Genomic DNA, 26854 nt, shown 5'->3' with positions numbered 1-26854 from the left:
GATGAAGCCAATATTTTGGTTGATACTATTAAGTCTGACCTCTCTGGGAGCAAGTTTCTCTATACGGGCTTGCTCTTATGACGGGCAGTTCAATAATCCCTTCACCGAGAGCTTTCCAGGCTCACTTGATGTGGCGATAGCAACACAAGAGGCGCTTGAGCACAGGCATCTGGAGACTATTGAAGAGCTGGAAGGGCAACGAGGACTACGGCGTGCGAGCTGGTGGCTCAAATTAATGGTTAAACAACATAACAATGAGCTTGAGTCTGTTGCTTATATATATCTGGTGGACAGCCATCTTTGGTCCAGGATGACAATAGATAGCAGTGTAGATATTCACTCATCACCGACATCGCGAAACCAAGCGTCTGTGTTGTTACTGAGTGAGGCTACTCTGAGTGCCCTTATTCAGAACAAAGTCGATTTCAAGAGCGCGATTGCACTTGGCATCATGAAATTTTCTAGATAGTAACAAGATTAAAACAATTAAATTCAATGGCTAGAGAGTCCCCCCCTCTAGCCATACGATTTTTAATTTATACGAACAGACCGACAATAGTGGCGTTCATCAAGTTAGCCAATGTTGCAGCAAGCAGTACTTTCATACCTATTTGGCCGATAACACCTGCCTTGGTCGGGATCATTTTACTCAGTGCACCACATACCATGGCGACAGAGCCGATGTTGGCAAAACCACAGAGTGCAATCGTCATAATGGCCGTCGAGCGCTCGGTCATAACTATCTTGCCCATATTGGCGAAGGCGACAAACTCATTCATTGCGATCTTTTGACCAAGGAACGACCCGGCAATGGATGCCTCTTCCCATGGAATTCCGATCAGCCAGGCAACTGGTGAGAATAAGGTGCCGAGGATCATATCAACCGACAACCCGGTGATATTGACCATTTCGCCGATTGCGTTCAGGCCGCCGTTTAGCAGTGCCATAAGGCCGATACAAGAGATGATCACCGCACCAACAATAGCGGCAATACCTACCCCGGCAATCGCACCTTTAGCGACCGCATCGATAAAACTTGTTGGTTTTTCGTCATCAGGTAACTCAGGTACCTCATCGATAGTGACTTCTGTTTCAGGAATGATCAGCTTGGCAAACATCAGACCGGCAGGTGCCGACATGAAACACGCCATAATAAGGTAGTTAAGCTCAACCCCCATTCCGGCAAGTCCCGCCAGAATCGAACCCGCAATGGATGACAGGCCGCCGACCATCACCGCAAAAATTTGCGAACGGGTCAGCACACGGTGATAAGGCTTCACCAACAGAGGGGCTTCCGTTTGGCCTAGAACGATATTACCTGCAGCATTCATGGATTCCGCGCGTGAGGTACCCAGTACCTTTTGCAAGCCGCCACCAATGATATAAACGAACCACTGCATAATACCAAGGTAATACAGCAGTGACGTCAACGAGGCGGTAAAGATGATCTGTGGCAATACCTGAAGCGCCCAGACAAAACCGATACCATCAACACTGAAATTCACCAGGCTGCCAAAGGCAAACTGAATTCCCTCTGCGCCATAGCCAAAGACATTACCAACCGTGTTAGATATAGACAGTAATACCCCGGCCCCCATCTCGGTCGCCAACACAAAAAAAGCAACCACCAGAATAATTGCAAACGCCCCGGCAACCGCACGCCAGCTAATGGCTTTGCGGTTTTCAGAGAAAATAAACCCGATGCTCAGCAGCGTTATAATACCCAGTACAGACTGAATCATTGTTAGTTCCCTACTAGCGCGTTGACGGTATTCGTAACTTGCAGGGCATGCGCCTGCGCCAGATCGAGTGTCTTGGCTTTGTCGCCGCCCTCATTGGGATCTGCATTCAGCTCGAACGTTACAATCGTATCGACAATATCCATTTCAGCGGCACGGAACGCATGCTCGAAGGCTTTCTGGTAGTTGCCAAACGGCATGAAATTAAAACCACTCTCGCTATAGGATTCTTCTGTTGCACCGGCAGTTATTGAAAAGATTAACTTCTTACCTCTTAGCTTGCTGCCATAGGGACCAAAGGCAAAGCCATAGGTGAACACGTCATCAATCCACTTTTTCAGTACGGCGGGAAAAGTGCTCCAATACAAAGGAAACTGCACAACAATCACATCAGCCCTTAACAGCGCTGCCTGCTCTTCTTTAATATCTCCCTGATACACAGCCAAATTGTGAATTAGCCAATCCGTCGCCTGCTGATAGTGCCTGTAAATTGCCGCGTTGGCTGTTGATGCCTGCAAGTCTGGATGTCCGTCGATAACGAGTACATTCATAGAGTGGTTCCTATAATCAGATTAAACCGGATTGATTATTCGTATTTTCTGTCCGGGTTGTATTTATTCGCCTAATAGATGCTGATTATAAAATCTCCAGAAGCCGCAAAGAGAGGACATTTGTCCCTCCCCAATAGAGGCAGTTCATACAATTGAGAAGTGTCGATAAATGGATTCTGACAACGAGATGGCAAGCCCAGTCCGACAAACCTCACACCTGCTCACAAAAAAGTGTTCAAATTCATCAAAGAGTGATGGTAATTCATGAGTTTAAACTCATAATAAGAGTACGTTTTTCTTACCCCGACCACTTTAAATAAGGTATGACTAATGACGTGGCAATTAAACGATCTCCTCCCTGTACTGTCTGAGCATGACGGCTGGGAAGTCAAAGAGCATGACCAGACACTTGTTATCCGCAATGAAGATAACATCGACGCATACCTTGCCGTTGCAGGCGAACAAATCCTGGTGGAGGTGTTGCTGTTCCCGCACCAGCAGGTCAATAACATTCATGCTTTGAATGATCTGATCCTGCGTACCCACAAAATGTTCCCGCTCTCGACCATTGGTATCAATGAAATTGGAGGCGAAAGCTACTACGTTGCTTTTGGCTCACTCTCTTCTCAGTCAAAAGCCGAAAGTATTCTCATTGAAGTTGCTACCCTATTCCGCAATGTCGAAGCCTTCATCGAGCTGTATCAGGATCACCTAACGGAGAGCACATCATGAGTGTATGGAAGAAACTATTTACTGCCATTAAAGGCGGTGCCAACAAAGCGGCGGAAACTATTGCAGACAACCAGGCACTGCGCATTCTCGATCAGGAAATCCGCGAAGCAAAGCAGGAGCTGCGCCGCTCTGACGAAGCCCTTGTCAGCATTGTCGCCAAGCGCAAGCTGTCTCAGCAGAAAGTCGATGCCATCAATAACGGTATCGAAGAGTACGAAGGCCACGCACGTGCCGCCATGGACAAAGGCCAGCAGGAGCTTGCCCTGGAGTGCGCCCAGAAAGTTGCCGCTCTGCGCAATGAGCAAGATGCCGAGCAGGTGTATCTGGATCAGTTTGTCGCATCAGAAACAAGCATGCGTACCAACATTGCACAAGCTAAAGACAAGCTGCGCCAGCTAGAACAACAAGTTGATGTGGTCAAGGCCAATGAAGCGGTGCAAAAAGCGCAGTCTGCCGTATCGGCTACTAATGTCGGTGCCAATGCCAAAATGCATACAGCCGTTGAGTCACTCGAGCGCATCAAGCAACGCCAGGCTGAAAAGTCGGCCCAGCTAGAAGCCGCGGCAGAAATGGCGGAAGAGCAATCAGGCAGCAGCCTTGACAAGAAACTGGCCGATGCCGGTATTACCTCTGGCGGCAAAACATCGGCTGAAGACGAACTGGCTCGTATTTTAGGTAAGTAAGGCTGTTACTTTGGTTTTATTACTGACACACAGTTCGCACTCAGGCAAGCGGAGGTAATCATGTCGTTATGGATTCTCTTTCAGCGGTGGGCGGTACGAAACCTCACCCAGCTGAACGGACGAAACCTACTGGTTACCCTGCTTAGCTACAGTGCAATCAGCTGGATACTGTTACGGATTGCCGGTGAACACGATCTTACCCGATCATTTACCGACTTTATCTATTACCTCTTCGTCACCGCCTCGACCGTCGGCTACGGTGATATGTCACCAACCACGACGATTGGCAAATGGGTCGCCTCGCTGTTTGTGATCCCCGGAGGGCTCGGGTTATTTGCCTTATGCGTCGGGCGTGTTGCCAGCGTTTTTATTTACTATTGGAAAAGTGGCCTGCTGGGAAAACGGAGTCTCAAAGTGAACAACCATATCTTAGTACTAGGCTGGAACGAGCAGCGCACGCTGCACCTGATCAAAATGCTGCAGCATGAAGAAAAAGGCAATCGCCCGATTGTGCTGTGCGTTCGCCCTGAAATTGAAAACCCGCTTCCGGGCGAGGTCGAGTTTGTCCGTGTTACCAGCTTTACTGACAACGAAGGCATGCAGCGGGCAGGCATCGAAGAAGCCAGCTGTATTCTAATCGACAACCCGGAAGACGATATTACACTATCGGCAGCACTGTTCTGTGCCAGCAAAAACCCCGATGCCCACCTGCTGGCCTATTTTAACGACGAGGCCCTCAGCCAGTTACTAAAGCAGCATTGCCCCAATGCCGAATGTATTCCTTCGGTAGCGGTGGAAATGCTGGCAAAAGCGGCGGTAGATCCAGGGTCCAGCGAGCTTCACCATGAGCTGCTCAGCACGACTCAGGGAATGACGCAATATTCTGTTACCTACCCTGAAAATGCGGCGAAGACAACGATCGAGGCATTGTTCGCGACCTTTAAGCAGCAATACGAAGCCACATTGATTGCGATTGATAGCGGCGACGGTGTCGAACTCAACCCTTCGCTGCAACGTGAAGTTCTGCCCGGAAGCAAGCTGTTTTATATCTCGGACGAGCGTGTCGATGATTTTCAGTGGTAGCACCAATGGTTAACTACCGAAATTAGCATTTAGCCTTTGAGCTGGCGGAAGTTAGTGCTCAGGAGTCATTATGTTTGATTGGTTTAAAAAGAAAAAAACACCGGAAAAATCACTTCCCCAGGCCCCGGAAATCATGGGGCTGAGGCTGGGTGGAGCCTTTGAGTTAGATGACTTGAAGCTGCGCCTTATCGAGCCGGATCTGATTATCGAAGGTGCCGCACGCACCCAGCTGATTAAAGCGGTGGGCGAAGTTGAACTGGATGAACAAACTCGGATATTACGTTACTACACCGATGACGACGGGTTTATTCAGGTTCTCACTCACGGAGCCGGTGAGGCCGACATCAGCGAGGTCAAACTCTACTATTTCTACGACACCAAGCCGATCGATACCGAATCAGAATGGAACCACCTGCTGGATAACCAATTGGTGCAACCAAGCTGGGATCTCGAAGGGCATACGTTTGAAAAGGTATGGGAAAACAGTCGACCTGTGGTGATGACGGAAAAAACCTGGATCGAGAGTGGTGCCATCAGCGAAACCGATCAGTTTGTGATGATTTATGAGCGTGATATCGGCAATGATATTTTTGAATCGGTCTTTGTCGCCGCAGAAGAAAAAATCATCCACAACCGGGCCGAGCGCAGTCTGGCTATCAGTACCGGCATCAACCTGACACCGACTGACTTCAAGCTCATTGGCTAGTCAGCCTTATTAACACTTAGGATTTCAAATGGAAGTTTTAACAGATTCACTGGCAGGCCTAGGGGCCTTTTTGCTCTACTTCTCGCTATCACTTGCTTTCTTGATGCTGTTTAAGGTGATCTATGTTCGCTTTACCCCGCATGACGAGTGGAAGCTAGTAAAAGACGGCCAGAATATTGCCGCCGCCATCGGCCTATCCGGTTCTATTCTTGGTTACTGTCTGGCGATTGCCGGTGCAGCAAGCAACTCCGTCAACCTTATCGATTTTGCGATTTGGGGTATTGTGGCGCTACTTGCCCAGCTTGTCGCTTTCTATATTGTCCGCTTTGGCTTTATGCCCAAAATCGTTGAACGTATCGAAGCGGGCGAAATCCCGGCCGGTATCATGATGGCCGCAACCTCAGTATCAGTTGGCTTGCTCAATGCTGCCTGCATGACTTACTAGGAGCATCCATCATGAAACGAAGTAAGCAGGTCGTACTCGCAAGCATGCGCAAGAACTGGCGGACCTTCTCGGTGAAGCCGGTATCTGTCGCTTTTGCTGGTGCCTTTCTTTCCGGCTGTAGCGATAACGGCAGTGAGGCCGTTATCTACCATACGCTGGATGACTGCATTGACGACAACCCCAACTATAGTCAGGAGTGTCGTGCAGCCTATCAAGACGCGCTAGAAGAAGCGGAACGCACAGCCCCCAAATACCGTTCGGAATATGACTGTACCGCCGAGTTTGGTATGAATGCATGTATGCAGGCACCCAGCAACAACTGGTTCATGCCAGCGATGGCGGGCTTTATGTTTGGCCGGATGATGGACAGAGACCGCGGCTATTATTCTCAGCCGATGTTCCGCTCCTATTATCCGGGCAGCGTCTTCTATGATCGCTGGACCACCGCAGACGGTTACGACTACGGCCGCAGCAGCTATAAGAAGAGCAAGATCCGGGTTACCAAAGACCAGATGAAGCCTAAACCAACGGTCAGCCGGACTATTTCTCGTGGCGGCTTCGGCTCGACCGTATCGGCCAAATCAAGCTGGAGCAAGTCATCCAGCGGCAGCAAGAGCTGGGGCGGCTAACCCGCCTTATTAGCACAATTGGCCAGCTCAACATTCCGCCGAGCTGGCCAACCTCTTTCTTATTTCTCATTTCACCCTATCGCCAGTTACTCTGCAAACGGATCGCTAAACATAGGATTGGTGAGAAAAGTCTCGTCGGTCAGGGTATGCAGGAAAGCCACCAGCGCTTCTTTCTCCTCCTGATCCAGGTTCATCCTCACCGGCGCGCCCGTCGGACTACCATTACGCCTTAGATCCGGACTGAGATTCGGGTGCGGCTGTACTCCGCTATTATAAAACTCAATCACTTCCATCAGCGTACCAAACCGCCCGTCATGCATGAAAGGCGCACCAACCGCTATATTTCTCAGTGACGGTGATTTGAAAAAGCCCCCACCAGCACCCGGATCGCCGCTGGTATCTGCATCCAAGCCGTTGATATGACTGCGATCCATCGTATGTGCAGAGGTTTGGTGACATTCAATACATCCCAGCGAGGCCTGCCTGCCGACAGGAAATCCCGAGAACAGTTTATGACCCAACATCTCCTGCTCGGTGAAAACGGCTTCAAAGTCCGGATCATTCCATTCTCCGGCGGCAAACGCCTGATCATATTTGGACTGATAGGAAACCATCGCCCGGATAAACTGTGCCATTGCCTCGGAGATACGCTGGCTGGTTATCGCCTCGTCACCAAACGCCTGGGTGAACAACTCCGCATAGAAGCTGGTTTCCGCCAGCTTCACTTCCAGATCAAACAAGTTCATGCCCATTTCAACCGGATCCTGGATCGGCATCAATACCTGCTCTTCCAGCGTGGCCGCCCGCTCATCCCAAAAGAAGCTCTTTGGCTCATAATAGGTGGCGTTAGTCAGGCTCATCGAATGACGCCCGGTTTTTCCGCCGTCAAATCCGGTACTGAACTGGGCCGGATCAGTAAATCCGTGCCGTTGGATATGGCAGGATGCACAGGAAATAGTGCTATTGGCCGAAAGCCTGACATCATAGAACAAGACCCGCCCCAGCTTTGCTCCCGCATTGTTCACCGGGTTTGAAAATGGCGTATTATCCTGAGATCTGACATTACCAAACGGCGATGTCGTCGCTGTGTAATAGCGCGGTCTGGCTTCCAGATAACGCACATAGTCATGTTCAGTGGTTAAATCAGGTAACGGCAAGCCGTCAATATCCGTTCGCGGCGCAGGCTCCTCTTCTGGCGGTGGATCTGGCGGCACAGGAACCGGCTCTTCCCCTACAGGCGAACCCGCAGCACCTTCATTACCTTCGCCAGAAGCGGCACTGATATCGCCAGCAAAACTGTCGTCGCTGGAATTGTCGCGGCATGAAACAACCGTCGTCAGAGCGACGGCCAACAGAATACACATAGAAGTATTCATGATAAACACTCCAACCTAGCCTATATTATTTTGTTATTATGTATAGAAAATTAGACTTTCAGCCTATTCCCCTATTTCACATCACAATAGCAGTTGGTTGGACTTCTCGAATCTGACTAATGAGAAGCAGAGTGTATATTCAGTTACCAAGATCGCCGATATAAAGAAAAAGCCATCCGTCTAAACGAATGGCTTTTGGTTTTTCTCACGGGTTATCAACTATCCCTGCTGATGGCTTTCCATCAAAGTAACCTCTTCTGCCTCCACCTCTTGTCGCTCATTTTCAACGCTTTGCTCAAGCTTATGCATCGCCTGAATTTCCATCACATTGAGGTGTGAGTAATCTGCTCGCATATAGCCAACTGTCTTATACAGCATGTATGAAGTCAGCAGCAAAATAGGCAATGCAAAGATTAGAATCGCCGACTGCATTGACTGTACCGGTGCATTAACCGTAATAAAGATTGTCGGCAGTGCAATAATAATCAGGCACCAGAATATTTTCAGGTAGGTAGACGGATTGTTCTTCTCATCCAGTTTTTTCTGAGTATTACAAGCAACGGTGAAAACCGAACCATCCAGGGTTGTCACCAGTAACAGGAAGGTTGAAATAATGAATACCACCAGAATAACCGATGACAACGGTAGTGTATCCAGCGCCTTCACAATCGCTTCACTGGCTTGGCCATCAGAGACCATTTTGCTGATCTCAACCTTGCCGTCTAACTGGGTTTTCATCATGAAAGAGCCGACAATCGAGAACAGTGCTGCAATACCTGCGGTACCGCCACCTATCATGCACACTACCACTTCACGAATTGTACGGCCTTTCGATACCTTGGTAACAAACACACACATCAATGGGATGAAGATCATCCAGTATGCCCAGAAGTATGCTGTCCATGACTGAGGGAATTTCGCCTGATTAATAGCATCGGTGTACAAGCTCATCTTAATAAAGTTCTGGGCCCAAATTGCAATTGAAGAGCTGGTATTTTCCAGAATAAACTGAGTCGGACCGAATATTAAAATATACAGAGCAAGTGCTACGACAAAATAAGTACCGTTATTACTGATTTTCTGCATGCCTTTTTCAATACCAAAGAATGAACTGGCAATTAGTAATGCAGCAACAATAATAAGCATGGATAATTTAAGAACTAAACTGTCTTCAACACCAAGTAATAATGAAACCGCTGCAGAAATAATTGGTACACCAAGAGATAAAACAATAATCAAACCAAAAATAAGTGCAATTGGATACATGACATCAATAACGCGACCGACAATTTTCGCTGTCGCCTTATTTTTAATCATCGACATCACAACATCGCTAATTTTCAGAGAACGGTTTTTTCGGATATAAAAGGAGTACATCACAGGGATAGCGGTAATGGCATAGATAGCCCAGGCTATAATCCCCCAATGGTGAAGGCTATAAGTCACTGCCCACTCAGCGGCTGTCACCGAGCCTGCTTCGATAGCGAATGGCGGTGTCTTAATATAATAAGACCACTCAAGAAATGCCCAGTAAACCGTACCAGAACCCACACCGGCAAGTGCCATCATGGCGATATAGGAAAAGGTCGAGAATTCAGGTTTCTCATTTCCCATCCGGATATGCCCGTATTTACTAAATACAAAAAAGGCAGCAAGAATAACAAGGCCAAATGCATACCAAAGAATTGGGGTACCAAAGTTATATGCAATCAGTGTAAATATATCACCGGCAATCTTGATTGCCTTATCGGGGTTAGTTAAAAAAAATATTGAAATAATAGATACTATAACTAATGAGGTAATGATGCTAAACCTGTCAAAGTTACTTCTTCCCGTCGTACTTTTCATCACGTTTTGTCCCATTTATTAGTAAACCACTTCCACATCGTCACGGTGGATATATGGAAGTGGAATTTCCATTGCTAACGTAAGGTATTGTTATAATTATTCGAAAATATAATGAGCTACCGAACTTTCCCGGACAGCATCCCAATCCATCTCTACACCCAACCCATTGCCTTCCGGCGCATGGACATAGCCATCTTTGTCGGTGCGGATCTGCGTCTTAGATGCCAGTTCGAAGCTTTCATACGGATAAAACTGCTCAAAGAACTTACAGTTATGGTGAGCCAATGCCACATGTAGATTAGCAGCCTGGGTAATGGTGTAACCCATGCTTTGGATCTCAAGGTTCTTCGAGTGACCTTCCGCAATAGCAAAACACTTGTTCAACGGCGTGATACCGCCACAAACAGTAGCATCCTGGCGAACATCTGACCAGAAACCGTTACCCAAGGCGTAGGTGACTTCCTGTAAAGTGAGCAAGCAATTGCCGTGGCTGGAGATTTCCAGATCCGTTTTATCAACCAGACGCTGGTAGGTTTTATAGTCATAATCGGAAACCGGAGCTTCCAGCCATTCCCAGTCATAGCCTTCCATCAACTTAGCCATCTTCATCGCCTCAGCCGGCGTGTAGAAGGTGGCAGTATCCAGCATAAAACGGACACCAGTGTGGCCATAGCGCTCCTGAATAGCGTTGACCAGTTTGACGTCTTTCTCATAGACGCAGTAGCAGTGCAGCTTGATCGCGGTAAAGCCGTGCTCGATACAGTCATCAACATACGGAAAGTAGTCTTCAACGGTATCGAACATTGGTGTCGATGCGTAAGAGAGCATCTTGTGGCGGGCCCCGCCGAGCAGCATGTAAAGTGGCATGCCTGCTTTTTTCGCCTTGATATCCCAAGCAGCGATATCAATCGGAGATTTTGCCGGTAGTCCCCCCCATGAGCAACGCGCCTGCAGCCAGGAATAGAGCTCTTCGGTCATCAACGGATTCTTACCAATCAGACCCGGGACGATAGTACGCATGGCTTCGATAATGCAACGGTCAAAGTCATTTTCGGTGTAGCTGATCGTTGCACCTACCCCTTCGGTACCGTCATTACAGATGATGCGAACGATATTGTTTGTATAGAGCAGTGGCTCCTGGTTATCAGCCCAAGGAATCGGCGGAGCGTCACGGTCAGCAACAGCGTACAGTTCAACTCGTTTGATCACGGTATCTTTCATGATGTTCTCCTTACAGGGCACTACCATTTTCGATCATAGTAGAGCGGATATCCTCGCCTTTCAGGTCTCGGATTCGTTTATTTTCATTAATCGCTTTGACAGCAGCAATGCCTGCTGCATGTCCGTATTCAAAACACTGTGCCGTTACACGGGCAGACGCCAACGCTTCGTGCTCGGCACTTAGGCACCGGCCGGCAACAATAATGTTCTCGCCCACTACCGGTACCAGGGTGCTGAACGGCACATCGTAGTAATCATCAATCAGCCAGTGCAGTTTCGGCTTGTCACCGGAGTGCAATTCAATTGGCCAAGGCGTGCGGCAAATACCATCTTCACGTTTGCGGCAATTCACCACATCGTCATTGCTGAGGGTTTCGACACCGACAATAGAGCGAGTCTGGCGAATGCCCACCTCAACCCCGGTATCAACCACATACGCATCCTCGCAGCCTGGCACATAACTGTTCAGGAACTTGGCGTAGCCGCGAACCTGACGACGACCAAACACCTCGGCTTCAGTGAAGTCTTTCGGATCAATAACATTCAGCATCCGGCCATCCTGACCCGCCAGGCGCGTTGCGTTCACCATCAGTTCGCCGGGACGAGTTGTCGGGAAAATCCAGATTTTATGGCGAGGTAGGTCGTAGTCGTCTTGCTGGTTGGCAGCCAGAATATTTTCTGTCACTTTCGGCGGGCAGATCGTGTCGTTCCCGTAATAATCCAGATACTTGTCCATATCGACACCGGCAATACGGAAGAACATCGTCGGGTTCTGAATACGCCCGTTGTCACCAAAGAAAAAATCCATTCCCGCCCGGGCAATCAAGGCCGCATCACCAGAGGCATCGACAATCATCTTCGACAGAATTACGCTCTGACCGGCATTTGACTCGATAACCACCCCCTTAAAGGCATCACCATCCATAATCACGCCAGTCACCGCGGTATGGAACAAAGTATTCACACCGGCTTGTTCCAGAAAATCATCAGCCACTTCACGCCACATCAGGGGATCATGCGTCACGGTAAACGTTTTGCCATAACGCTGAGGACCGGTTACGCCACCTTTATCAGCCAACGCCTGACGAAAACGTTCGGTAAAACCGAAAACCACCTGCTCTGGCTGTGCATCTGGCTCATCACTTGCCATGTACATACCGCAGATAGTGCCAGATAGCCCGGCCACCGCCGCACCACCACAGAAGCCGTACTTTTCAATCAGCCAAGTGTTCTTGCCCATGCGTCCGGCAGTTTCCGCTGCTGCCACACCAGCCGCACCTCCGCCAATGACCAGGACATCAACTTCAGCCAGCACCGGCAGATCCGGCACAGCCTCAAAGCGGCGAACAATTTTCCAATCTTTCATTACTACCTCACCTAATAGATAACTGATAGTCATCTGATATATCAGTTGTGTGTTTTGAATATATTCCTGATCTTTGTGTGTTACAATGGCAATTGTCCTGATCGTGAGATCGCTCACTAAAATATTGCCTAAGGGAATAACAAAACGATGACTATGGGTTCAGCCAATAAGACAGAGGTTGCATACAACCAGTTAGAGCGCATGATTATTTTTCGTGAGCTGGAACCTGGAAGTATGGTCAGTGAAAAGCAACTCGCAGAAAGCCTGGGCCTTGGCAGAACGCCGGTGAGGGAAGCACTTCAACGGTTATCTTATGAAAGGATGGCCGAGATCCATCCCCGCCGCGGGATCCAGATCCCGATCATCTCGGTAGAGTCTCAGCTGAAAATTCTCGAAGTCCGCCGGGATATCGAAGCCCTGTGCGTCAGTTATGCGGCATCACGTGCGACAATGCAGGAAAAGCAGCAAATGCTCGAACTGGCGTCGAGCCTGGAAGAGTGTGCAAAAAATAAAGATGATCTGGAGTATGCTGGCCTGCTGAAACAAATCCATACCCTACTGGTAAAAGCGGCAAGCAATGAATACCTGCAGCTTGCAATGGCACCGTTACAGGGGCTATCTCGTCGTTTCTGGTTTGCCTACAAGAATGATACATCGGATTTGACGGAGGCCTCGTCACTGCATGCCTCAGTACTAAGAGCTGTCAGCCACACCGACGCTGAAGAAGCCGTCGCAGCCTCACACCGGCTGAATGACTATCTAACCGATATGGCCTACCGCAGCATTACCGCGAGAAAATAGAAGAAATAGCAGCAATAATAATTTCTAGACTTTCATATTTAGCAACGTCCCAGTCATTTCATCAGCCCGGCGGATCACATTGGCACCCGCCTGGTTGTATGTCTGAGCCTGAATCAGATCGATACTGGCATCTATGGGACTGTTGATGCCGGTTGGTGCAGATCCTCTCACCTCTGAGGCTTGCTCTACTGATTTCTGTGCGCCCAGGCTTGACTGCTGAATATCCTTCGCAGCTGTTGTAGCCATGCCTTGCGCCTGGTTAAGCATGTTCACACCGGAATAATGCGCAGAAATCGTCATATAGATAAAGCCTGTCAAAGGTTTAAAGTGAACCTCATGATGGGCCAGATAATCCAGGCTGTCAATCAGGCAGAAAGACTTGCCAAATAAAAGCCCAACCATGACCGGTCGGGCAAAATTATGTGTATCTGAAAGAATAGATACAATTAGCGAGTTTACTCACTAATTATAGTCGGTGATATCCAGAGTCTGGCCGTGCACATTTCCGGTCACTCCGCCTCATAGGCAATGGTCGTATCAGCGGCCAAGACACCGCCTGCGGGCCTGTTCACAGGTCCCGTTTGTGCTTGCCTTTCTTTCTCATCGCCATCAGTGCCCAGAACAGTACGCCTGTTACCGCTACAGACGCGATACCCAGCCCGAACAACACCTCGTCACCATGACCGACGCTTCTGAAAATCCTGTATAGCAACAAAGAGCAAATAAAGTACGCGGCGATTAGTCCGAAGAGCTTAAAAAACTGTAATTCTTGAATTTTCTTCAGCATAGTTTCTCTCCTGCTGTTGTCTGTCAGGATGAAGTAGCGGCCGCCAAAAACGAACCGCCACTCTCCTGCTTTCCGACTTACAAGATCAGTATGATCCATATTCTGAAAATGTTGCCTTCTCCGGACCAGACCCCTTGCTATCACCAATCGCCAAAGTGCGAGTGACTCCCACCTCCTTCACAAAACAATCATCATGGCTGATGAGGATCATACAGCCCCGATAGGCAGCGAGTGCCTGTGCGAGTATCTGTTTGGAGTCCAGATCAAGATGATTGTCTGGCTCATCAAGCAACAGCAGGGTTTCCCCTTCCTGATGACTGACCACCAACATTGCAACTTTCATCCGCTCACCACCGCTCAGCGCTGATACAGGCAAGTTCACCCGTTCGCGACGAAAGCCGACACCAGCCGCCATGGTTCTCAGCTCCGTATTCGAACAGACCGGACAAAGCCGCTGCAGATTTTCGAGTACGGTTTGCTGCTCATTCAGTAAACTAAAATGCTGATCCAGATAACAGATCTGTGTAGTGCAATTCATTTGGCCGGCTACTGGCGTTAGCTCTCTGGTAATAGTTTTCAGCAAAGTCGATTTGCCACAGCCATTACAGCCTGTAAGATGAAGCCTGTCGCCATACTGCAGAAAAAGATTAATCGCACTGCTTTCTCCGTAGCGAAGCTTCACGGCAACCAGTGCCAGTACAGAAGAAGCTCGCCGCTCTGATTGGTTAATCACAAGCTGCTGAGGCTTTACTTGCTCAAACTGGGCTTTTAGTTCAGAAGCTTTCTGTTCCGCCTGCGACAACTGATTGGCAAACTGTACCTTACGGGCCGAAGCTGACAACTGCGCCGATTGCCGCATCCCATCAAGCAAGATCTTTGACTGGCTGCCGGATTGTCGCAACTTGTTTCCCTGCGCAGCACGCTGTTGGGCTTTTTCCATATTTCGCTGATACTGCTTACGAATTTGCAGTACCTGCTTTTCAGCGTTGACCACAGAGCGCTCGATGGCTGCATGTTGCAGTTCTTTTTGACGGGCGTAGGAAGTATAGCTCCCTCCATAATGTCGAATTCCCTCTGCAGTTAACTCCATGATGTCATCGACATGTTCAAGCAACAGCCGATCATGACTGATCAGCAAGATCCCACCATCAAAAGCACGCATCTGTTCAACCAACCATTGTCGGCCAGCGCGATCAAGATGGTTGGAGGGTTCATCGAGGATCAAATAATCATAGTCGGCACCAAAGAGCTGCCATAACATCAACCGGGTTAGCTCCCCACCACTCAATCCGCTACACGGTTTGAAGGGCTCAGCAGGCAGACCCATACTCCGGAGCTGAAGGCACAGTGCCTCCCTGGCTCCCCAGTCATCGCCAACCAAATCGAAATCAGCTTGCTCACAACTGCCAAGTTCGATTCTTCCCAGCGCTTTCAGCATTGCTGACATACGGAGAAAATCAGCGATTGTGCCGAGTTCCCGGCGCTCTTGCTTCCGGGTTATCTGCGATAAATAGCCGACCTTTGCATTACAGACCACCTTACCGCTTTCCGGTAAGCGATCACCGACTAGCACACTGGCCAGTACAGACTTACCGACACCATTGCGCCCGACCAGCCCGGTGATCTGACTTCCCAAAGAAAAACTAATATTACTGAACAGCAGCTCGCCATTGTTATGGCTAACCGCAAGAGACTGCGCCAAAATTGGCGAGTGAATTAAGGTCATATAACCTCCTGAAGCATTTCAGGGGCAATGGGTAACCGTCGGGTACGATCCTTATGTGAATCGATATGTCATTTGAGTAAAGCTGATTACCAGCAGCTGCCACCAGCCCGAAGCAGGAGACAATATAATAAAGCGGCAATAGCAGAGACGAAGTTACGCCCACTAACCCTGAGGATCCAAAAAAAGAATAAAAGGATGTCAGGTGTTAGTTGTTCATCGTGGCGTAGACTCCTTATGAAATGATGGCGCTATTCTATACAGGCTCAATGACCGTTTTCAATCTCTGAATTTCAGATAATCAGAAAATTAAGACCAAATCACACTCTGTAGCAGGCTACCGTTAGCTTAATTGCGATACCCATCATTCCCAAATGTAGATACTTTTTTTACTGTATAACCACAACAATAAACGGAAGTACACGGTATGCTGCAACAGGAAAACATGCACCTTGCCCTCATTGAGGATGACGACATCGTCCGCCAGGCCACCAGCCAGTGGCTGCAGCTCGCGGGTTACCAGGTACTGGAGTTCGCCAATGGCCAGTCAGCACTCGGCAATATTCCCGAGCAGTTTCCGGGGATCATCATCAGTGATGTCCGGCTACCTGATATTGACGGTATGGCGCTGCTCCCCCAGCTCCTGAGTCGTAACCCATCGATCCCAGTGATCCTGATCACCGGCCATGGCGACGTCGATATGGCGGTAAAAGCCCTGCATAAAGGGGCGTTCGATTTTGTTGAGAAACCTTTCAATCCGGAGCGGCTGCTTGAGACCGTCGCCAGGGCACAGAAGAGAAGGGAAACGCAAGTTAACTCCGACGAGAGGGAGCGCTATCTCGAGCAGGCAGAAGGACTGGAGAAGGTCCTGATTGGCCGCAGCGGTGCAATGGTTAACCTGCGCCAGCAGCTACTCAAGATTGCTTCGATAGATACCAATGTCATTATCTACGGCGAGACAGGCTGCGGCAAAGAACTGGTTGCCCATTGCCTGCACCAGGTCAGCCAGCGCAACAACCACGAGTTCGTACCGCTGAACTGCGCAGCAATTCCGGAAAACCTGTTTGAGAGTGAGCTGTTCGGTCATGAAGCAGGGGCGTTCACCGGAGCCATCAAGCGCCGGATCGGCAAGCTGGAATTTGCCGACAAAGGCACCTTGTTCCTTGATGAAGTAGAAAGTATGCCATCGGGTATGCAGGTGAAAGTATTGCGGTCTCTGCAGGAAAACACCATCGAGCGCGTTGGCGGCAACACGGCAATCAAAACCGATCTCCGGGTAGTGGCAGCAGCAAAGGAAGATCTGCAGAACCACCCAGAATTCCGGCAAGATCTATTTTATCGACTAAATGTGGCACAGCTTTACTTGCCACCACTTTCAGCGCGCGGTGATGATATTTTGCTGCTGTTCGAACACTATACCCAGCAAGTTCATAGCGGAACCCGCAAAGCGAGTCCAAGTGATCAACAAGCGCTGCTCAGCTACCCCTGGCCCGGTAACGTCCGCGAGCTAAAGAATGTCGCCACCCGCTTTGCCCTCGATAACTCACTCACCGTTGGGGAGATACTCGCCGCTCGACCGAACCTCACCACAGAGCCCTCTAGTGCTGCCTTGCCCCTGGCCATTCAGGTCCAGAACTTTGAACGCAAAGTCTTACATGAAACCCTGCAGCGTCACAGCGGCAGCATCATAGACACCATGGAGGAGCTCGATCTGCCACGCCGGACCCTCAACCAGAAGATGCAGAAATACGGTCTCTACCGAAGTGACTACACCGAGTGACCAAGCTTGGTGAACTCTGCTTATGATTTTGCACAAATAGAAAAAAAGCGACCCGGAGGTCGCTTTTTCTTACGGTATCAATCTTAGATGAAAGCCAGTATCGGTGAGATACAAAGCAGGATACCGGTAACAATTATCATATTGGTCGCCATCCCTTTATATTTGGCCAAGTGTGGCACCTTGTGTACCAGATAAGCAGGGATCAAACAGCCAACCAAGCCAAATACCGGGCTACAGATGGAAGTGAAAGACAAGATTGGAGCATTAATGGCAATCGCACCCCATGCCAGCAAGATAATGAAAACCGTCACCAGCTTGTTCACCAGGTTCTTATCAATCGCAGACTCATCGTACTTACGCAGAAGCATATTCATACATAGGCCGGTACACGCTTCCTTGAACGCCAGGAACACACCGAAGAACGACGTCACAACCGCAAAGATATTAATAACAATACCCGCAATTGTTGCCCAGCTGCCAGGGAAGTAATGAGCAATAATCGCCAGTGCCGAAATATTTTTGTTCATTGCCTCTGTTGCCTGCTCCTGGCTAATCGCGAAGGTAAAAGACACGGCAAAGAAGAACACGATAACAAACAAGATAGCAAAAGCAATTTTCATTGCTCTTGATGCTTTATAACGCGCCACTTCAATAGATTTTTCATGAGAACGGTATGAAATAACCATTGGGCTTAGTGACTGGATAAAGAGAATCGAAGTCAGCGTGAACGGCAGGGTGATAATTGCATCTTTCAGCATTGAACCCCATGCACCTACCTCTGGAACGTTTGCCATATCCCAACGCGCCACAAGCAATACGCCCATGATAGCAACCAGAGATAATACTGTTACAGCCATAAAACCAGATAGCTTAAACAGTAACTTTTCACCTTTTGAGCCGATAAAAGACAGAACGCAGATTAAGGCAAGGCCATAGAATACATTATCATTTAAATGGCCTTCGGTTACCCCGAAAGAATGCAGATAGGAAGCACTGTCATTGGTCACCGCAAGGGAATAGACTAATACCCAGATAACCAGCATTACAAAATATAATGCCCCTAATGCCATCCCCCAGTTTTTACCTAAATAACCTGTTATCACTCCAGGATAGTCTGTACATTCTTTCGACTCTGCCAACGTATTAATAAATAGTTTCTGGAAAAGATACATCGCAGGATAGCCGATAACAGATGAAAGCAGGAAAACCCACAACCCCATTACTCCAACCTGAACTGGAAGAAATACAATGCCGGCACCTATTGCCATCCCGATACTCATGACAATCCAACCAATATCGACACTGTCAAACTTGATCGCCTCTTTCCATTCGGCTTTGGTCATATTTGCCTTTTCGTGTAATTCGACACTCCCGGTATCTATAATCGTCGTACTTGTATTGAGTTGATCACTCATATTATTGTGCTCCAATGCTGTAGGAATTTATTGGTAAGATCTTCATTATTATTTACACTCAATAGCACACATTAACCCCACCATAACAATTGCAATATTACGATGATATTAAGTCACACCCTGTGCTAGTCATTAATTGGAAGCATACGCTTTGAAAGAGAGAAAAAAATTTCAAAAATCTATTTCATGCCCAGACAAATAGAATGTTTTTACTGCATACTCATTCACGCACAAAATAATTTTCTCCAGCTTGATTCAGGATAATTTTGAGCTAACTATATCACGAGAAAGTTTTGATCCAATTCAAAAATTGAACAAAAACACAAATTCACAAACACTTATTAACTACATGAAAAACAGGATGGTCATCACATATTTATCATTCTATTAATTACAGAGCAATCTGTAATACACTTAAAAGAAACTGCCTCTATGTTGAGGTAGCATACAACAGATAAGAAAAATGATAATTGATAATATTATTGGGAGGAGTGTTGTTCAGAAGTACAGGTTGCAGTTTCGTTAGAGGTGTTTTTGTATTTCTTTCATCATCAAAAAACAGACAAAAAAAAGCCCGAATATTCGGACTTTTCCCTATTCGCTATTTATTATTCAGAAACAGCAATGACTTCAATTTCAACTTTCGCATCCAGAGGAAGACGCGCAACTTCAACACAGCTTCGTGCAGGACAATTTGCACCAAAGAAAGCGGCATAAACTTCATTAACAATGCCAAAGTCATTTAGATCTTTTACAAATACGGTTGCCTTAACGATATCGGCTTTTGTCAGACCAGCCTCGTTGACTATCGCTTCAACATTCGCCAATGATTGTTTTGCCTGCGCAGCAACATCTTCCGGCATTTTGCCCGTCTCAGGATCTAGCGGTAACTGACCAGAAGTGTATAGCATATTTCCGAACTTCTTCGCCTGAACATACGGACCAACGGCTGCAGGTGCCTTTTCTGTATTTACTGTTTCTACCATGAGTTCCTACTTTCAATATAGTGCCATTGAAAAACAGCGATCACTTATCGCTATTTAGATCATGGAAATAATATACGCTTTCATTTGGGGAAAACCTTCACCAATATTGCTATGAAAGCAGCATAAAGTAGAAAATATTTCTCTCATTTAAGCTTCAAAGATTGATTTGCCGGAGACGTCACAGTTTACCGATAGTTATAAGTTGCCATCACTCGGGACATTTATCTCCACAAATAAACGATAGGCTATTTTTTGCCGACACCTTTGGCAGCCTGATTTGTTAACCATTTCACACAAACGGCCCCAAAAGCAAACATATCACTAACAAGCACCCATAATTAGCCCCATCTATCGGCAAGTTTTTGCTCACCCCTCGAGGCACCATATAAGCAAGATCTTGCTCATTTTATCTTTAAATATTTTTAATCCCTATAATTTCAATTGCTTATAATTTGGCATTTCTCTTGCTATTGGACTAAAGAGTATAAAGCGTCACTAAGCACAAATTCACAGTGAACAACTGGTACTTCTACATGGAGCGTTAAGAAATGTTTAAAAAAGCACTTATCACCTCAATGATTGTCGCCACTTCAACCATGGGAGTTTTCTCCACAGCAACGCAGGCAACCGAAAACCGTAGCTATATCCTGGCGACAGCCTCAACCGGCGGTACGTACTATCCGGTTGGTGTAGCCCTCGCTACCCTAAGCAAAATTAAACTAGAACCCAAGCATCAGTTTTCTCTGGCAGCCATCAGCTCGGCAGGTTCAGGAGAAAACGTCAAGCTTCTCAATGAGAATGAAGCCCAGTTTGCCATTTTGCAGGGGCTGTATGGCGCCTGGGCCTGGAACGGCGAAGGACGCTTTGAGAAAAGCGGCCCCCAGAAGCAGCTTCGCTCTGTGACCATGTTGTGGCAAAACGTCGAGCACTTCGTGGTGCGCTCCGATATAGCCAAAACAGGTACCGTCGCTGACTTAAAGCTCATGGAAGATAAGAAGTTTTCTATCGGCAAGAAAAACTCGGGAACAGAAGGGTCTGGCCGCCAGATCATGTCCGGTCTGGATATCAACCCTGATACCTTCAACCTTGCCTACCTTGGTTACGGAGCCAGCGCCGATGCGATGCAAAACGGGGCTATTGACGGCATGAACACACCAGCCGGGGTACCGGTAAGTGCCGTAACCCGCGCCTTTGCCGCAATGGGCGAGAAAATCCAGATCCTGTCTTTTACCGATGAGCAAATCAAGCAGGCCAACAGTGAATACAGCCTGTGGACCAAGTTTACCATTCCGGCCAATACCTATCCGGGTCAGAGCAAGCCTGTCACCACCATTACCCAGCCGAACTTCCTTGTGGTACGTGAAGATATTGCCGATGACGATGTCTACCTGCTTACCAAGGCTATTTACGAGAACCTGCCGTTCTTAAACGGCATACACAAAACCACCAAGGTGATGGCGATCGAGAAAGCCATTGACGGCCTGCCCGTACCGCTGCACCCAGGTGCTGCACGTTACTATCAAGAAATGGGGATCGAGGTGCCTTCCCACCTGATTGCACAGTAATCGTAAATCAACCGAGATCCCGCAGTACAGGAAGTGCTGCGGGTTTCGAGGAGCATCATCATGAGCAATTCCACCAAACAAGAACTTCAGCAGTTTGAGCTGCCGACACGGACAGACTTTCCCTGGCTGACATCTGTAATCACTGTGCTGGGTGTCGTGCTATCCGTACTTCATATCTGGTTCAATACCCTTGCGACTCTGCCTGAACTTTGGGTATCAGCAACCCACTTTGCCGGTTTCGCTATTATCTGTGCCCTGTGGTACCCGGCTCACTGCAGCCTTAAGCGCAGCAAACTTGCACTTGGTATCGATATCCTCATCGCCTTGGGGGCACTGGCCTGTCTGCTATATATCCCCTTTGCCGAAGATGCCCTGTACGAGCGGGGGGTAAAGTTCATCGCCAGCGACTGGGTCTTTGCAATTCTGGCGATTGTGATTGTCCTGGAGCTTATCCGCCGTACCATTGGCTGGTTTATCCCGGTACTGATCGTACTGTGCCTGAGCTATGTCGTCGTTTGGGGGCAATGGGTCACGGGGATCTTCCATTTTCCCGGACTGAGTTTTGAAACCCTGCTCTACCGCAGCTTCTACAGCTCCGAAGGCATGTTTGGCTCGATCTCTCGGATCAGCTGGAGCTTTGTCTTCATGTTTATCCTGTTCGGTGCTTTTTTGGTTCGCTCCGGTGTTGGCGACTACATCATTGATGTCTCACGCGCAGCAGCAGGAAAGATCATCGGAGGACCGGGCTTTATTGCCGTTATCGGTTCGGGGCTAATGGGATCGGTCTCAGGTTCCAGTGTGGCCAACACCGTCTCGACCGGTGTTATTACTATTCCGCTCATGCGCAAGGCCGGGTTTCCCGCCCGATTTGCCGCCGGTGTCGAAGCCGCCGCCTCGACAGGAGGCCAGCTAATGCCGCCTGTCATGGGGGCCGGTGCCTTTATTATGGCCTCCTATACACAGGTTCCCTACGTCAATATCATTGCCGTTTCTGTGGTTCCCGCCCTGATTTACTTCCTATCAGTGGCTTTCTTCGTCCGTATCGAAGCCAAGCGCAGCGGTGTCCATCAAGTAACCACCACCACCGAACCGTTCTTGAAAGTGCTGCTTTCCGGCTGGCACAACCTTATCCCCCTTGGGGTACTCGTCAGTCTGCTGGTCAGTGGCTTTACCCCGACCTATGCCGCCGGACTATCGATTATCTCAGTCATCGTTGCCTCCTGGCTTTCACCCAACAAGATGGGGCTTACTGCTATTGTTGAAGCAATGGCGCAAGGCGCTCGCAATATGGCAACTACTGCTGTGCTGTTGATCGGGATTGGCCTGGTGATCAATGTGATCAGCACAACGGGGATCGGAAATACCTTCTCGCTGATGATCAATGACTGGTCAGGTGGCAGCCTAATTATCATGCTGGTATTGATTGCTCTGGCTTCACTGATCCTCGGTATGGGGCTGCCTGTAACCGCAGCCTATATTGTTCTGGGCACCCTGTCTGCGCCGGCCCTGTACAAACTGCTTGCCGAAAGCCAAATTCTCGACCTGATGGTCAACGGACAGTTGCCCGAGCAGGCGAAGGCTATCTTTATGCTTGCCGCACCTGATCAGCTGTCTGCCCTGGCGCAGCCGATGAGCCTGGACAAGGCCCAGCAACTACTGGCACTGGTACCGGCAGACTTCATGGGGACTCTACTGGAACAAGGGCTAGGACTGGAGAAGGTCGGCCTGGCTCTATTATCTGCCCACCTGATCATTTTCTGGCTATCGCAGGATAGCAACGTAACTCCACCGGTCTGCCTTACCGCCTTTGCCGCTGCCACCATCGCCAGAACGCCCCCCATGCGGACAGGGTTAACGGCATGGAAAATTGCCAAAGGCCTGTACCTGGTACCTCTGTTGATTGCCTATACCTCTCTCGTTAGCTGGGACTGGGTTTCGGTGCTCACCGTCGGCTTTTTCGCCACCGTTGGCACCTATGCCCTGATTGGGGCAATAGAAGGCTATTTGGAAGGGCAAATTAATTTGTTCCTGAGGGGCTTACTTGGCACACTAGGGGTAGTCTTGGTATGGCCTGACCTGCCGCTAACTGCCCGTATTGTAGCCACTATTGTGTTCGTGGCCCTGTTTATCTATAGCGGTCGAAAAGATCGCCAGCAACAGCTGGCTGCCACTCCGTCATCCCAGTCATAACAAGGTACAGGAATCACGCTGCCCGGCGCTATCTGCTCCGGGTGCCAATAGGGAGTTTTAGTTGTGAACAAAATATACGATTACATTATCGTCGGGGGAGGCATTGTCGGCATTTCGACCGCCTGGCAATTGCAACAGCGATACCCGGAAAAGTCCATTCTGGTGGTCGAAAAAGAAGATGCCCTTTCCCAGCACCAAACCGGCCATAACAGCGGAGTGATCCATGCCGGCGTCTATTATGCGCCGGGCAGTTTGAAGGCGAACTTCTGCAAAGCCGGTGTCGAGCGTACCCTTGAGTTCTGTCAAAAGCATGAAATCCCAGTAGAAAACTGCGGCAAACTACTGGTTGCTACAGATCCGCTGGAACTTGAACGGATGCGTGCGCTATATGAGCGTTGCCATGAAAATGGAATTGATGTCGAACTGCTCGACCAAGCTGCGCTTACGGAGAAAGAACCAAACATTACCGGTTTGGGGGCGATCTTCGTCAAATCGACCAGTATTGTTAACTATCGACTAATCACAGAGAAAATGGCCGAGGAGTTTATTCAGCTCGGGGGCGAGGTGTCGAAACGTACCGAAGTGGTCGCCCTGGCTGAATCGGCTGAAAAGATTACAGTCAGCTGTAAAAGCGACGGCCAGCCTTTTCAGCTAGATTGCCGGTTCTTGATATCCTGCTCGGGCCTGATGGCCGATCGTCTGACGCAAATGCTCAATATTGAGACTGACTTTCAGATCATTCCCTACCGCGGGGAATACTACCGCCTGGCACCAAAATTCAACAAGGTAGTTAATCACCTGATCTACCCAATTCCGGATCCTGATCTCCCTTTCCTGGGTGTACATCTTACCAAGATGATCGACGGTACCGTAACGGTCGGCCCCAATGCGGTCCAAGGCTGGAAACGAGAAGGCTACGGCCGGATCAATATCAGCCTGAAGGACGTTCTGGATATGATCCAGTTCAGCGGGTTCTGGAAAGTCACAGCCAAGCACCTGAAAACCGGCCTGATAGAGACCAAAAACTCATGGTGGAAACCCGGCTATCTAAAAATGGTCAATAAGTATTGCCCGCAGATCAAAGCCAGTGATCTTGAACCCTACCCGGCCGGGATCCGGGCGCAGGCAGTACTGAAAGACGGCACCCTGGTTCATGACTTCCTATTTGCCGAAAGCCCGCGCAGCCTGCATGTGTGCAATGCACCCTCACCGGCCGCCACCTCGGCAATTCCTATCGGTAACTATATCTGCGACAAGGTGGCCGAAAAGGAGCCCAATGCCCCAAAGGAAGTGAGCTCTGAATCTGTTGCAGAGCCGGCCTGATTCAGTTTCCGTTCTCGACAGCATCCTCACAGACAAAAAACGCGCGAAGACCATCTTCGCGCGTTTTATTCACCAATCAAGCTACAGCCACTTACATCATTTCATCCAGGCTTCTCTAGTGCTTTTTAACTACGATATTCAGCAACAATAAGGTTATTATTGGAAAAACCGATGCCACCAGCATCCAGCTCCAGCCTTGGGTAAACAGCACCATACCGGCACTTAACGAACCCGCTGCCTGAAAAGCCGTAATAGAAAAATCATTGATGGCCTGCACCCTGAAGCGCTCGTTTGGCTGGTAGGTTCCGGGTAGCAAAGTTGTACCGCTGATAAACAAGAAATTCCAGCCAATACCAAGCAGCACCAGTGCCCACCAGTAACTATGTACACTTTGCCCAAGCAGCCCTATCGCAATACAGCCTAGCATGATCATGCAGCCTACAAAGATCAGCCTGAAGGTACCAATACGTCTTATAATTAACGGGGTAATAAGCGATGGCAAATACATCGCAACAACATGGCTTTGAATCACCCACTTGGCACTCTGGATATCATGACCGTGATGCTGCATGGCTAGCGGCGTCGCTGTCATCAGGAAAGCCATGACAGCATAGGCCGTCAATCCAGCCCCCAACGCAAGCCAGAGCAAAGGCTGCTTTAGGACTTGAGATAAAGGACGATCGCTACCATTCGTGGTACTGTCTTCCCTGATACTGATCGGTTTCATCCCAATCAGTAATATCAGCGCGCCGATGAGTTCAATGATCCCCAATGCACTATATGCATTCGCATATTCAGACGTAAAGACAGGAACAAGCTGCCCGACATTTAGCAACTCAGGCCCGACGACGGCAGCAGCAATGCCCCCCACCAATACCAGGCTTACTACACTCGGGTGCTGGCTAGGGTCCTTACAGCTTTCAATGGCCGCAAAACGATACTGACTGACATACGCCAGTTGGGTTCCCAGCAAAAAACTACACGCAGTAAACGCCCAGAAGGCTTCTTGCTCAATAGCAATACCGGCGGCAAAAGCAACACCACTGCTAATCAGTGCTGCAGCAATAAAGGCATTTTTCCGACCGAACCTATGCTGGATTTTCGCGGCGGGAAAAATGTTCAGTGACACGCCGATTATCAACACCGTTACCGGTAAGGTTGCCAGCTCAAGCGTCGGCTGTAACTGAGCACCGACTATCCCGCCAAGAAAAACACTAAGTGCACCAACAGATAAAACAAAAGGCTGAACCAGAGCAAGCAGCCCGGCATTCCATGGCAAAGATTTCATAAACATCCATATTCGTCATTGCTAATAGTAAGTTTGATACGGGCAGCCTGTTACAGGGTTTTATTTACAGCCAAGGTATAAATCAGATCATCATAACGTTGCTGCCTGATTTCATAGGCATCAGGAATGCGCTGGCTAAATACGAATCCACACTTTTCCAACACCCGGCATGATGCTTCGTTTCCATCTGTTACCGTAGCGGTCAAGCATGACAAATGAAGCTCCTCAACAGCAAACTGAACCAACCTCTGCAGCGATTCCGTGCCGTAGCCGTTGCCATGGTACTCAGGCAGCAACAGGTAACCGACTTCAGCCCGGGAACGATCATTTTGATCAACTTGAAACCCGGTTACCCCTACCGACTCACCTGTTTCTTTTTCAATGATTGTCAGGCACAGCCAGTGCTCGGAATCATGCCTCCATTCAGGGAGGCGGCTGTCGAATCTAGTTTGTATATCATCTGGTGAGGGTTGATCAAAAGCCAACTCGATCACCTTGGGATCCTGAAGCAGCCGGCAAAACAAGGTCCAATCCGCCTCAACTATCTGCCGCATCGCCAACCTTGGCGTATCTAGATTAATCACCTTCTTTTTCCTCGGCTTATACCATTATTTATG

The 26854-nt window shown here is 48.8% G+C and carries 25 protein-coding genes; 12 read left to right on the top strand and 13 right to left on the bottom strand.

All coding sequences use genetic code 11. The annotated features are described in order from the left end of the window. The first annotated feature begins 1 nt into the window (after position 1). Positions 2-469 (top strand): hypothetical protein, encoded by a 468-nt coding sequence (locus tag EIZ48_RS04015; RefSeq protein WP_160648816.1) that lies wholly within the window; start codon positions 2-4, stop codon positions 467-469. A 67-nt stretch (positions 470-536) separates the two neighbouring features. Here the strand turns inward: EIZ48_RS04015 and EIZ48_RS04010 are convergent, their stop codons facing one another. Together EIZ48_RS04010 and EIZ48_RS04005 are read right to left on the bottom strand one after the other, a co-directional pair. Further along, the gene (locus EIZ48_RS04010; protein WP_160648815.1) at positions 537-1742 is read right to left on the bottom strand and encodes a NupC/NupG family nucleoside CNT transporter; all 1206 of its coding nucleotides are present in this window, start codon (positions 1740-1742) and stop codon (positions 537-539) included. 2 nt (positions 1743-1744) lie between these two features. Then, on the bottom strand, positions 1745-2290 hold the full coding sequence (locus EIZ48_RS04005) for an NAD(P)H-dependent oxidoreductase (protein ID WP_160648814.1): 546 nt from the start codon (positions 2288-2290) through the stop codon (positions 1745-1747). Between the two features lie 330 nt (positions 2291-2620). Here EIZ48_RS04005 and EIZ48_RS04000 point away from each other — a divergent pair, with 330 nt between their 5' ends. The 6 genes from EIZ48_RS04000 to EIZ48_RS03975 all read left to right on the top strand — a co-directional run bounded on the left by EIZ48_RS04000 (position 2621) and on the right by EIZ48_RS03975 (position 6568). Beyond that, positions 2621-3022, top strand: coding sequence for a DUF2170 family protein (locus EIZ48_RS04000; protein WP_075762648.1), 402 nt, complete (start codon positions 2621-2623; stop codon positions 3020-3022). Further along, a complete protein-coding gene (locus tag EIZ48_RS03995; protein ID WP_160648813.1) occupies positions 3019-3705 on the top strand; it encodes a PspA/IM30 family protein in 687 nt (228 codons plus the stop codon). The genes EIZ48_RS04000 and EIZ48_RS03995 overlap by 4 nt, the downstream gene beginning before the upstream one ends. Positions 3706-3765: 60 nt before the next feature. Then, positions 3766-4788 (top strand): ion channel, encoded by a 1023-nt coding sequence (locus tag EIZ48_RS03990; RefSeq protein ID WP_160648812.1) that lies wholly within the window; start codon positions 3766-3768, stop codon positions 4786-4788. Between the two features lie 70 nt (positions 4789-4858). Further along, a complete protein-coding gene (locus EIZ48_RS03985) occupies positions 4859-5494 on the top strand; it encodes a YjfK family protein (protein WP_160648811.1) in 636 nt (211 codons plus the stop codon). Positions 5495-5522: 28 nt separating this feature from the next. After that, positions 5523-5939, top strand: coding sequence for a DUF350 domain-containing protein (locus tag EIZ48_RS03980; RefSeq protein WP_075762644.1), 417 nt, complete (start codon positions 5523-5525; stop codon positions 5937-5939). 11 nt (positions 5940-5950) lie between these two features. After that, entirely contained in the window at positions 5951-6568 is a 618-nt protein-coding gene (locus tag EIZ48_RS03975) for a DUF1190 family protein (RefSeq protein ID WP_160648810.1), read from the top strand. Positions 6569-6654: 86 nt separating this feature from the next. Here EIZ48_RS03975 and EIZ48_RS03970 read toward each other — a convergent pair whose 3' ends face one another. The 4 genes from EIZ48_RS03970 to EIZ48_RS03955 form a co-directional block, all read right to left on the bottom strand. Then, on the bottom strand, positions 6655-7944 hold the full coding sequence (locus EIZ48_RS03970; RefSeq protein WP_240152860.1) for a cytochrome-c peroxidase: 1290 nt from the start codon (positions 7942-7944) through the stop codon (positions 6655-6657). A gap of 219 nt (positions 7945-8163) precedes the next feature. Then, entirely contained in the window at positions 8164-9792 is a 1629-nt protein-coding gene (locus EIZ48_RS03965; protein WP_240152875.1) for a BCCT family transporter, read from the bottom strand. A gap of 96 nt (positions 9793-9888) precedes the next feature. Next, positions 9889-11013, bottom strand: coding sequence for a mandelate racemase/muconate lactonizing enzyme family protein (locus tag EIZ48_RS03960; protein ID WP_160648808.1), 1125 nt, complete (start codon positions 11011-11013; stop codon positions 9889-9891). A 10-nt stretch (positions 11014-11023) separates the two neighbouring features. Continuing rightward, positions 11024-12379: an FAD-dependent oxidoreductase gene (locus tag EIZ48_RS03955; RefSeq protein WP_160648807.1), complete on the bottom strand. Its 1356-nt coding sequence runs from the start codon at positions 12377-12379 to the stop codon at positions 11024-11026. A gap of 147 nt (positions 12380-12526) precedes the next feature. Here EIZ48_RS03955 and EIZ48_RS03950 point away from each other — a divergent pair, with 147 nt between their 5' ends. Beyond that, positions 12527-13180 (top strand): GntR family transcriptional regulator, encoded by a 654-nt coding sequence (locus tag EIZ48_RS03950; RefSeq protein WP_160648806.1) that lies wholly within the window; start codon positions 12527-12529, stop codon positions 13178-13180. A 24-nt stretch (positions 13181-13204) separates the two neighbouring features. Here EIZ48_RS03950 and EIZ48_RS03945 read toward each other — a convergent pair whose 3' ends face one another. From EIZ48_RS03945 to EIZ48_RS03935, 3 genes are all read right to left on the bottom strand, one after another. Then, positions 13205-13582, bottom strand: coding sequence for a hypothetical protein (locus tag EIZ48_RS03945; protein WP_160648805.1), 378 nt, complete (start codon positions 13580-13582; stop codon positions 13205-13207). Positions 13583-13748: 166 nt separating this feature from the next. Continuing rightward, complete coding sequence (locus EIZ48_RS03940) at positions 13749-13967, bottom strand: hypothetical protein (RefSeq protein ID WP_160648804.1); 219 nt, start codon at positions 13965-13967, stop codon at positions 13749-13751. A gap of 85 nt (positions 13968-14052) precedes the next feature. Beyond that, a complete protein-coding gene (locus tag EIZ48_RS03935; RefSeq protein WP_160648803.1) occupies positions 14053-15693 on the bottom strand; it encodes an ABC-F family ATP-binding cassette domain-containing protein in 1641 nt (546 codons plus the stop codon). 424 nt (positions 15694-16117) lie between these two features. On the opposite strand from EIZ48_RS03935, the gene EIZ48_RS03930 reads away from it, so the two are divergent. Next, the gene (locus EIZ48_RS03930; RefSeq protein WP_160648802.1) at positions 16118-17470 is read left to right on the top strand and encodes a sigma-54-dependent transcriptional regulator; all 1353 of its coding nucleotides are present in this window, start codon (positions 16118-16120) and stop codon (positions 17468-17470) included. 83 nt (positions 17471-17553) lie between these two features. On the opposite strand, the gene EIZ48_RS03925 is transcribed toward EIZ48_RS03930, so the two are convergent. Both EIZ48_RS03925 and EIZ48_RS03920 read right to left on the bottom strand, forming a co-directional pair. After that, positions 17554-18813 (bottom strand): SLC5/6 family protein, encoded by a 1260-nt coding sequence (locus EIZ48_RS03925; protein ID WP_089153660.1) that lies wholly within the window; start codon positions 18811-18813, stop codon positions 17554-17556. A 680-nt stretch (positions 18814-19493) separates the two neighbouring features. Beyond that, positions 19494-19871: a RidA family protein gene (locus EIZ48_RS03920; RefSeq protein WP_160648800.1), complete on the bottom strand. Its 378-nt coding sequence runs from the start codon at positions 19869-19871 to the stop codon at positions 19494-19496. A 548-nt stretch (positions 19872-20419) separates the two neighbouring features. Between EIZ48_RS03920 and EIZ48_RS03915 the strand changes: the two genes are divergently transcribed. From EIZ48_RS03915 to lhgD, 3 genes are all read left to right on the top strand, one after another. After that, positions 20420-21436, top strand: a complete 1017-nt coding sequence (locus EIZ48_RS03915; RefSeq protein ID WP_160648799.1) for a TAXI family TRAP transporter solute-binding subunit — start codon at positions 20420-20422, stop codon at positions 21434-21436. Positions 21437-21496: 60 nt separating this feature from the next. Then, positions 21497-23626 carry a TRAP transporter permease gene (locus EIZ48_RS03910; RefSeq protein ID WP_160648798.1) on the top strand — a complete coding sequence of 710 codons (2130 nt, stop codon included), beginning with the start codon at positions 21497-21499 and terminating at the stop codon, positions 23624-23626. A gap of 63 nt (positions 23627-23689) precedes the next feature. Further along, positions 23690-24949: an L-2-hydroxyglutarate dehydrogenase gene (gene lhgD, locus EIZ48_RS03905; RefSeq protein ID WP_160648797.1), complete on the top strand. Its 1260-nt coding sequence runs from the start codon at positions 23690-23692 to the stop codon at positions 24947-24949. A gap of 115 nt (positions 24950-25064) precedes the next feature. Here the strand turns inward: lhgD and EIZ48_RS03900 are convergent, their stop codons facing one another. Then, positions 25065-26237: an MFS transporter gene (locus EIZ48_RS03900; RefSeq protein WP_160648796.1), complete on the bottom strand. Its 1173-nt coding sequence runs from the start codon at positions 26235-26237 to the stop codon at positions 25065-25067. Between the two features lie 50 nt (positions 26238-26287). Further along, positions 26288-26821 carry a GNAT family N-acetyltransferase gene (locus EIZ48_RS03895; protein ID WP_160648795.1) on the bottom strand — a complete coding sequence of 178 codons (534 nt, stop codon included), beginning with the start codon at positions 26819-26821 and terminating at the stop codon, positions 26288-26290. Positions 26822-26854 lie beyond the last annotated feature (33 nt).

It is taken from the genome of Photobacterium alginatilyticum (genome assembly GCF_009910675.1).
GTDB lineage: Bacteria > Pseudomonadota > Gammaproteobacteria > Enterobacterales > Vibrionaceae > Photobacterium > Photobacterium alginatilyticum.
Note: the sequence above shows the minus strand (reverse complement) of the source record. Positions and strands in the feature narration are given on the sequence as shown.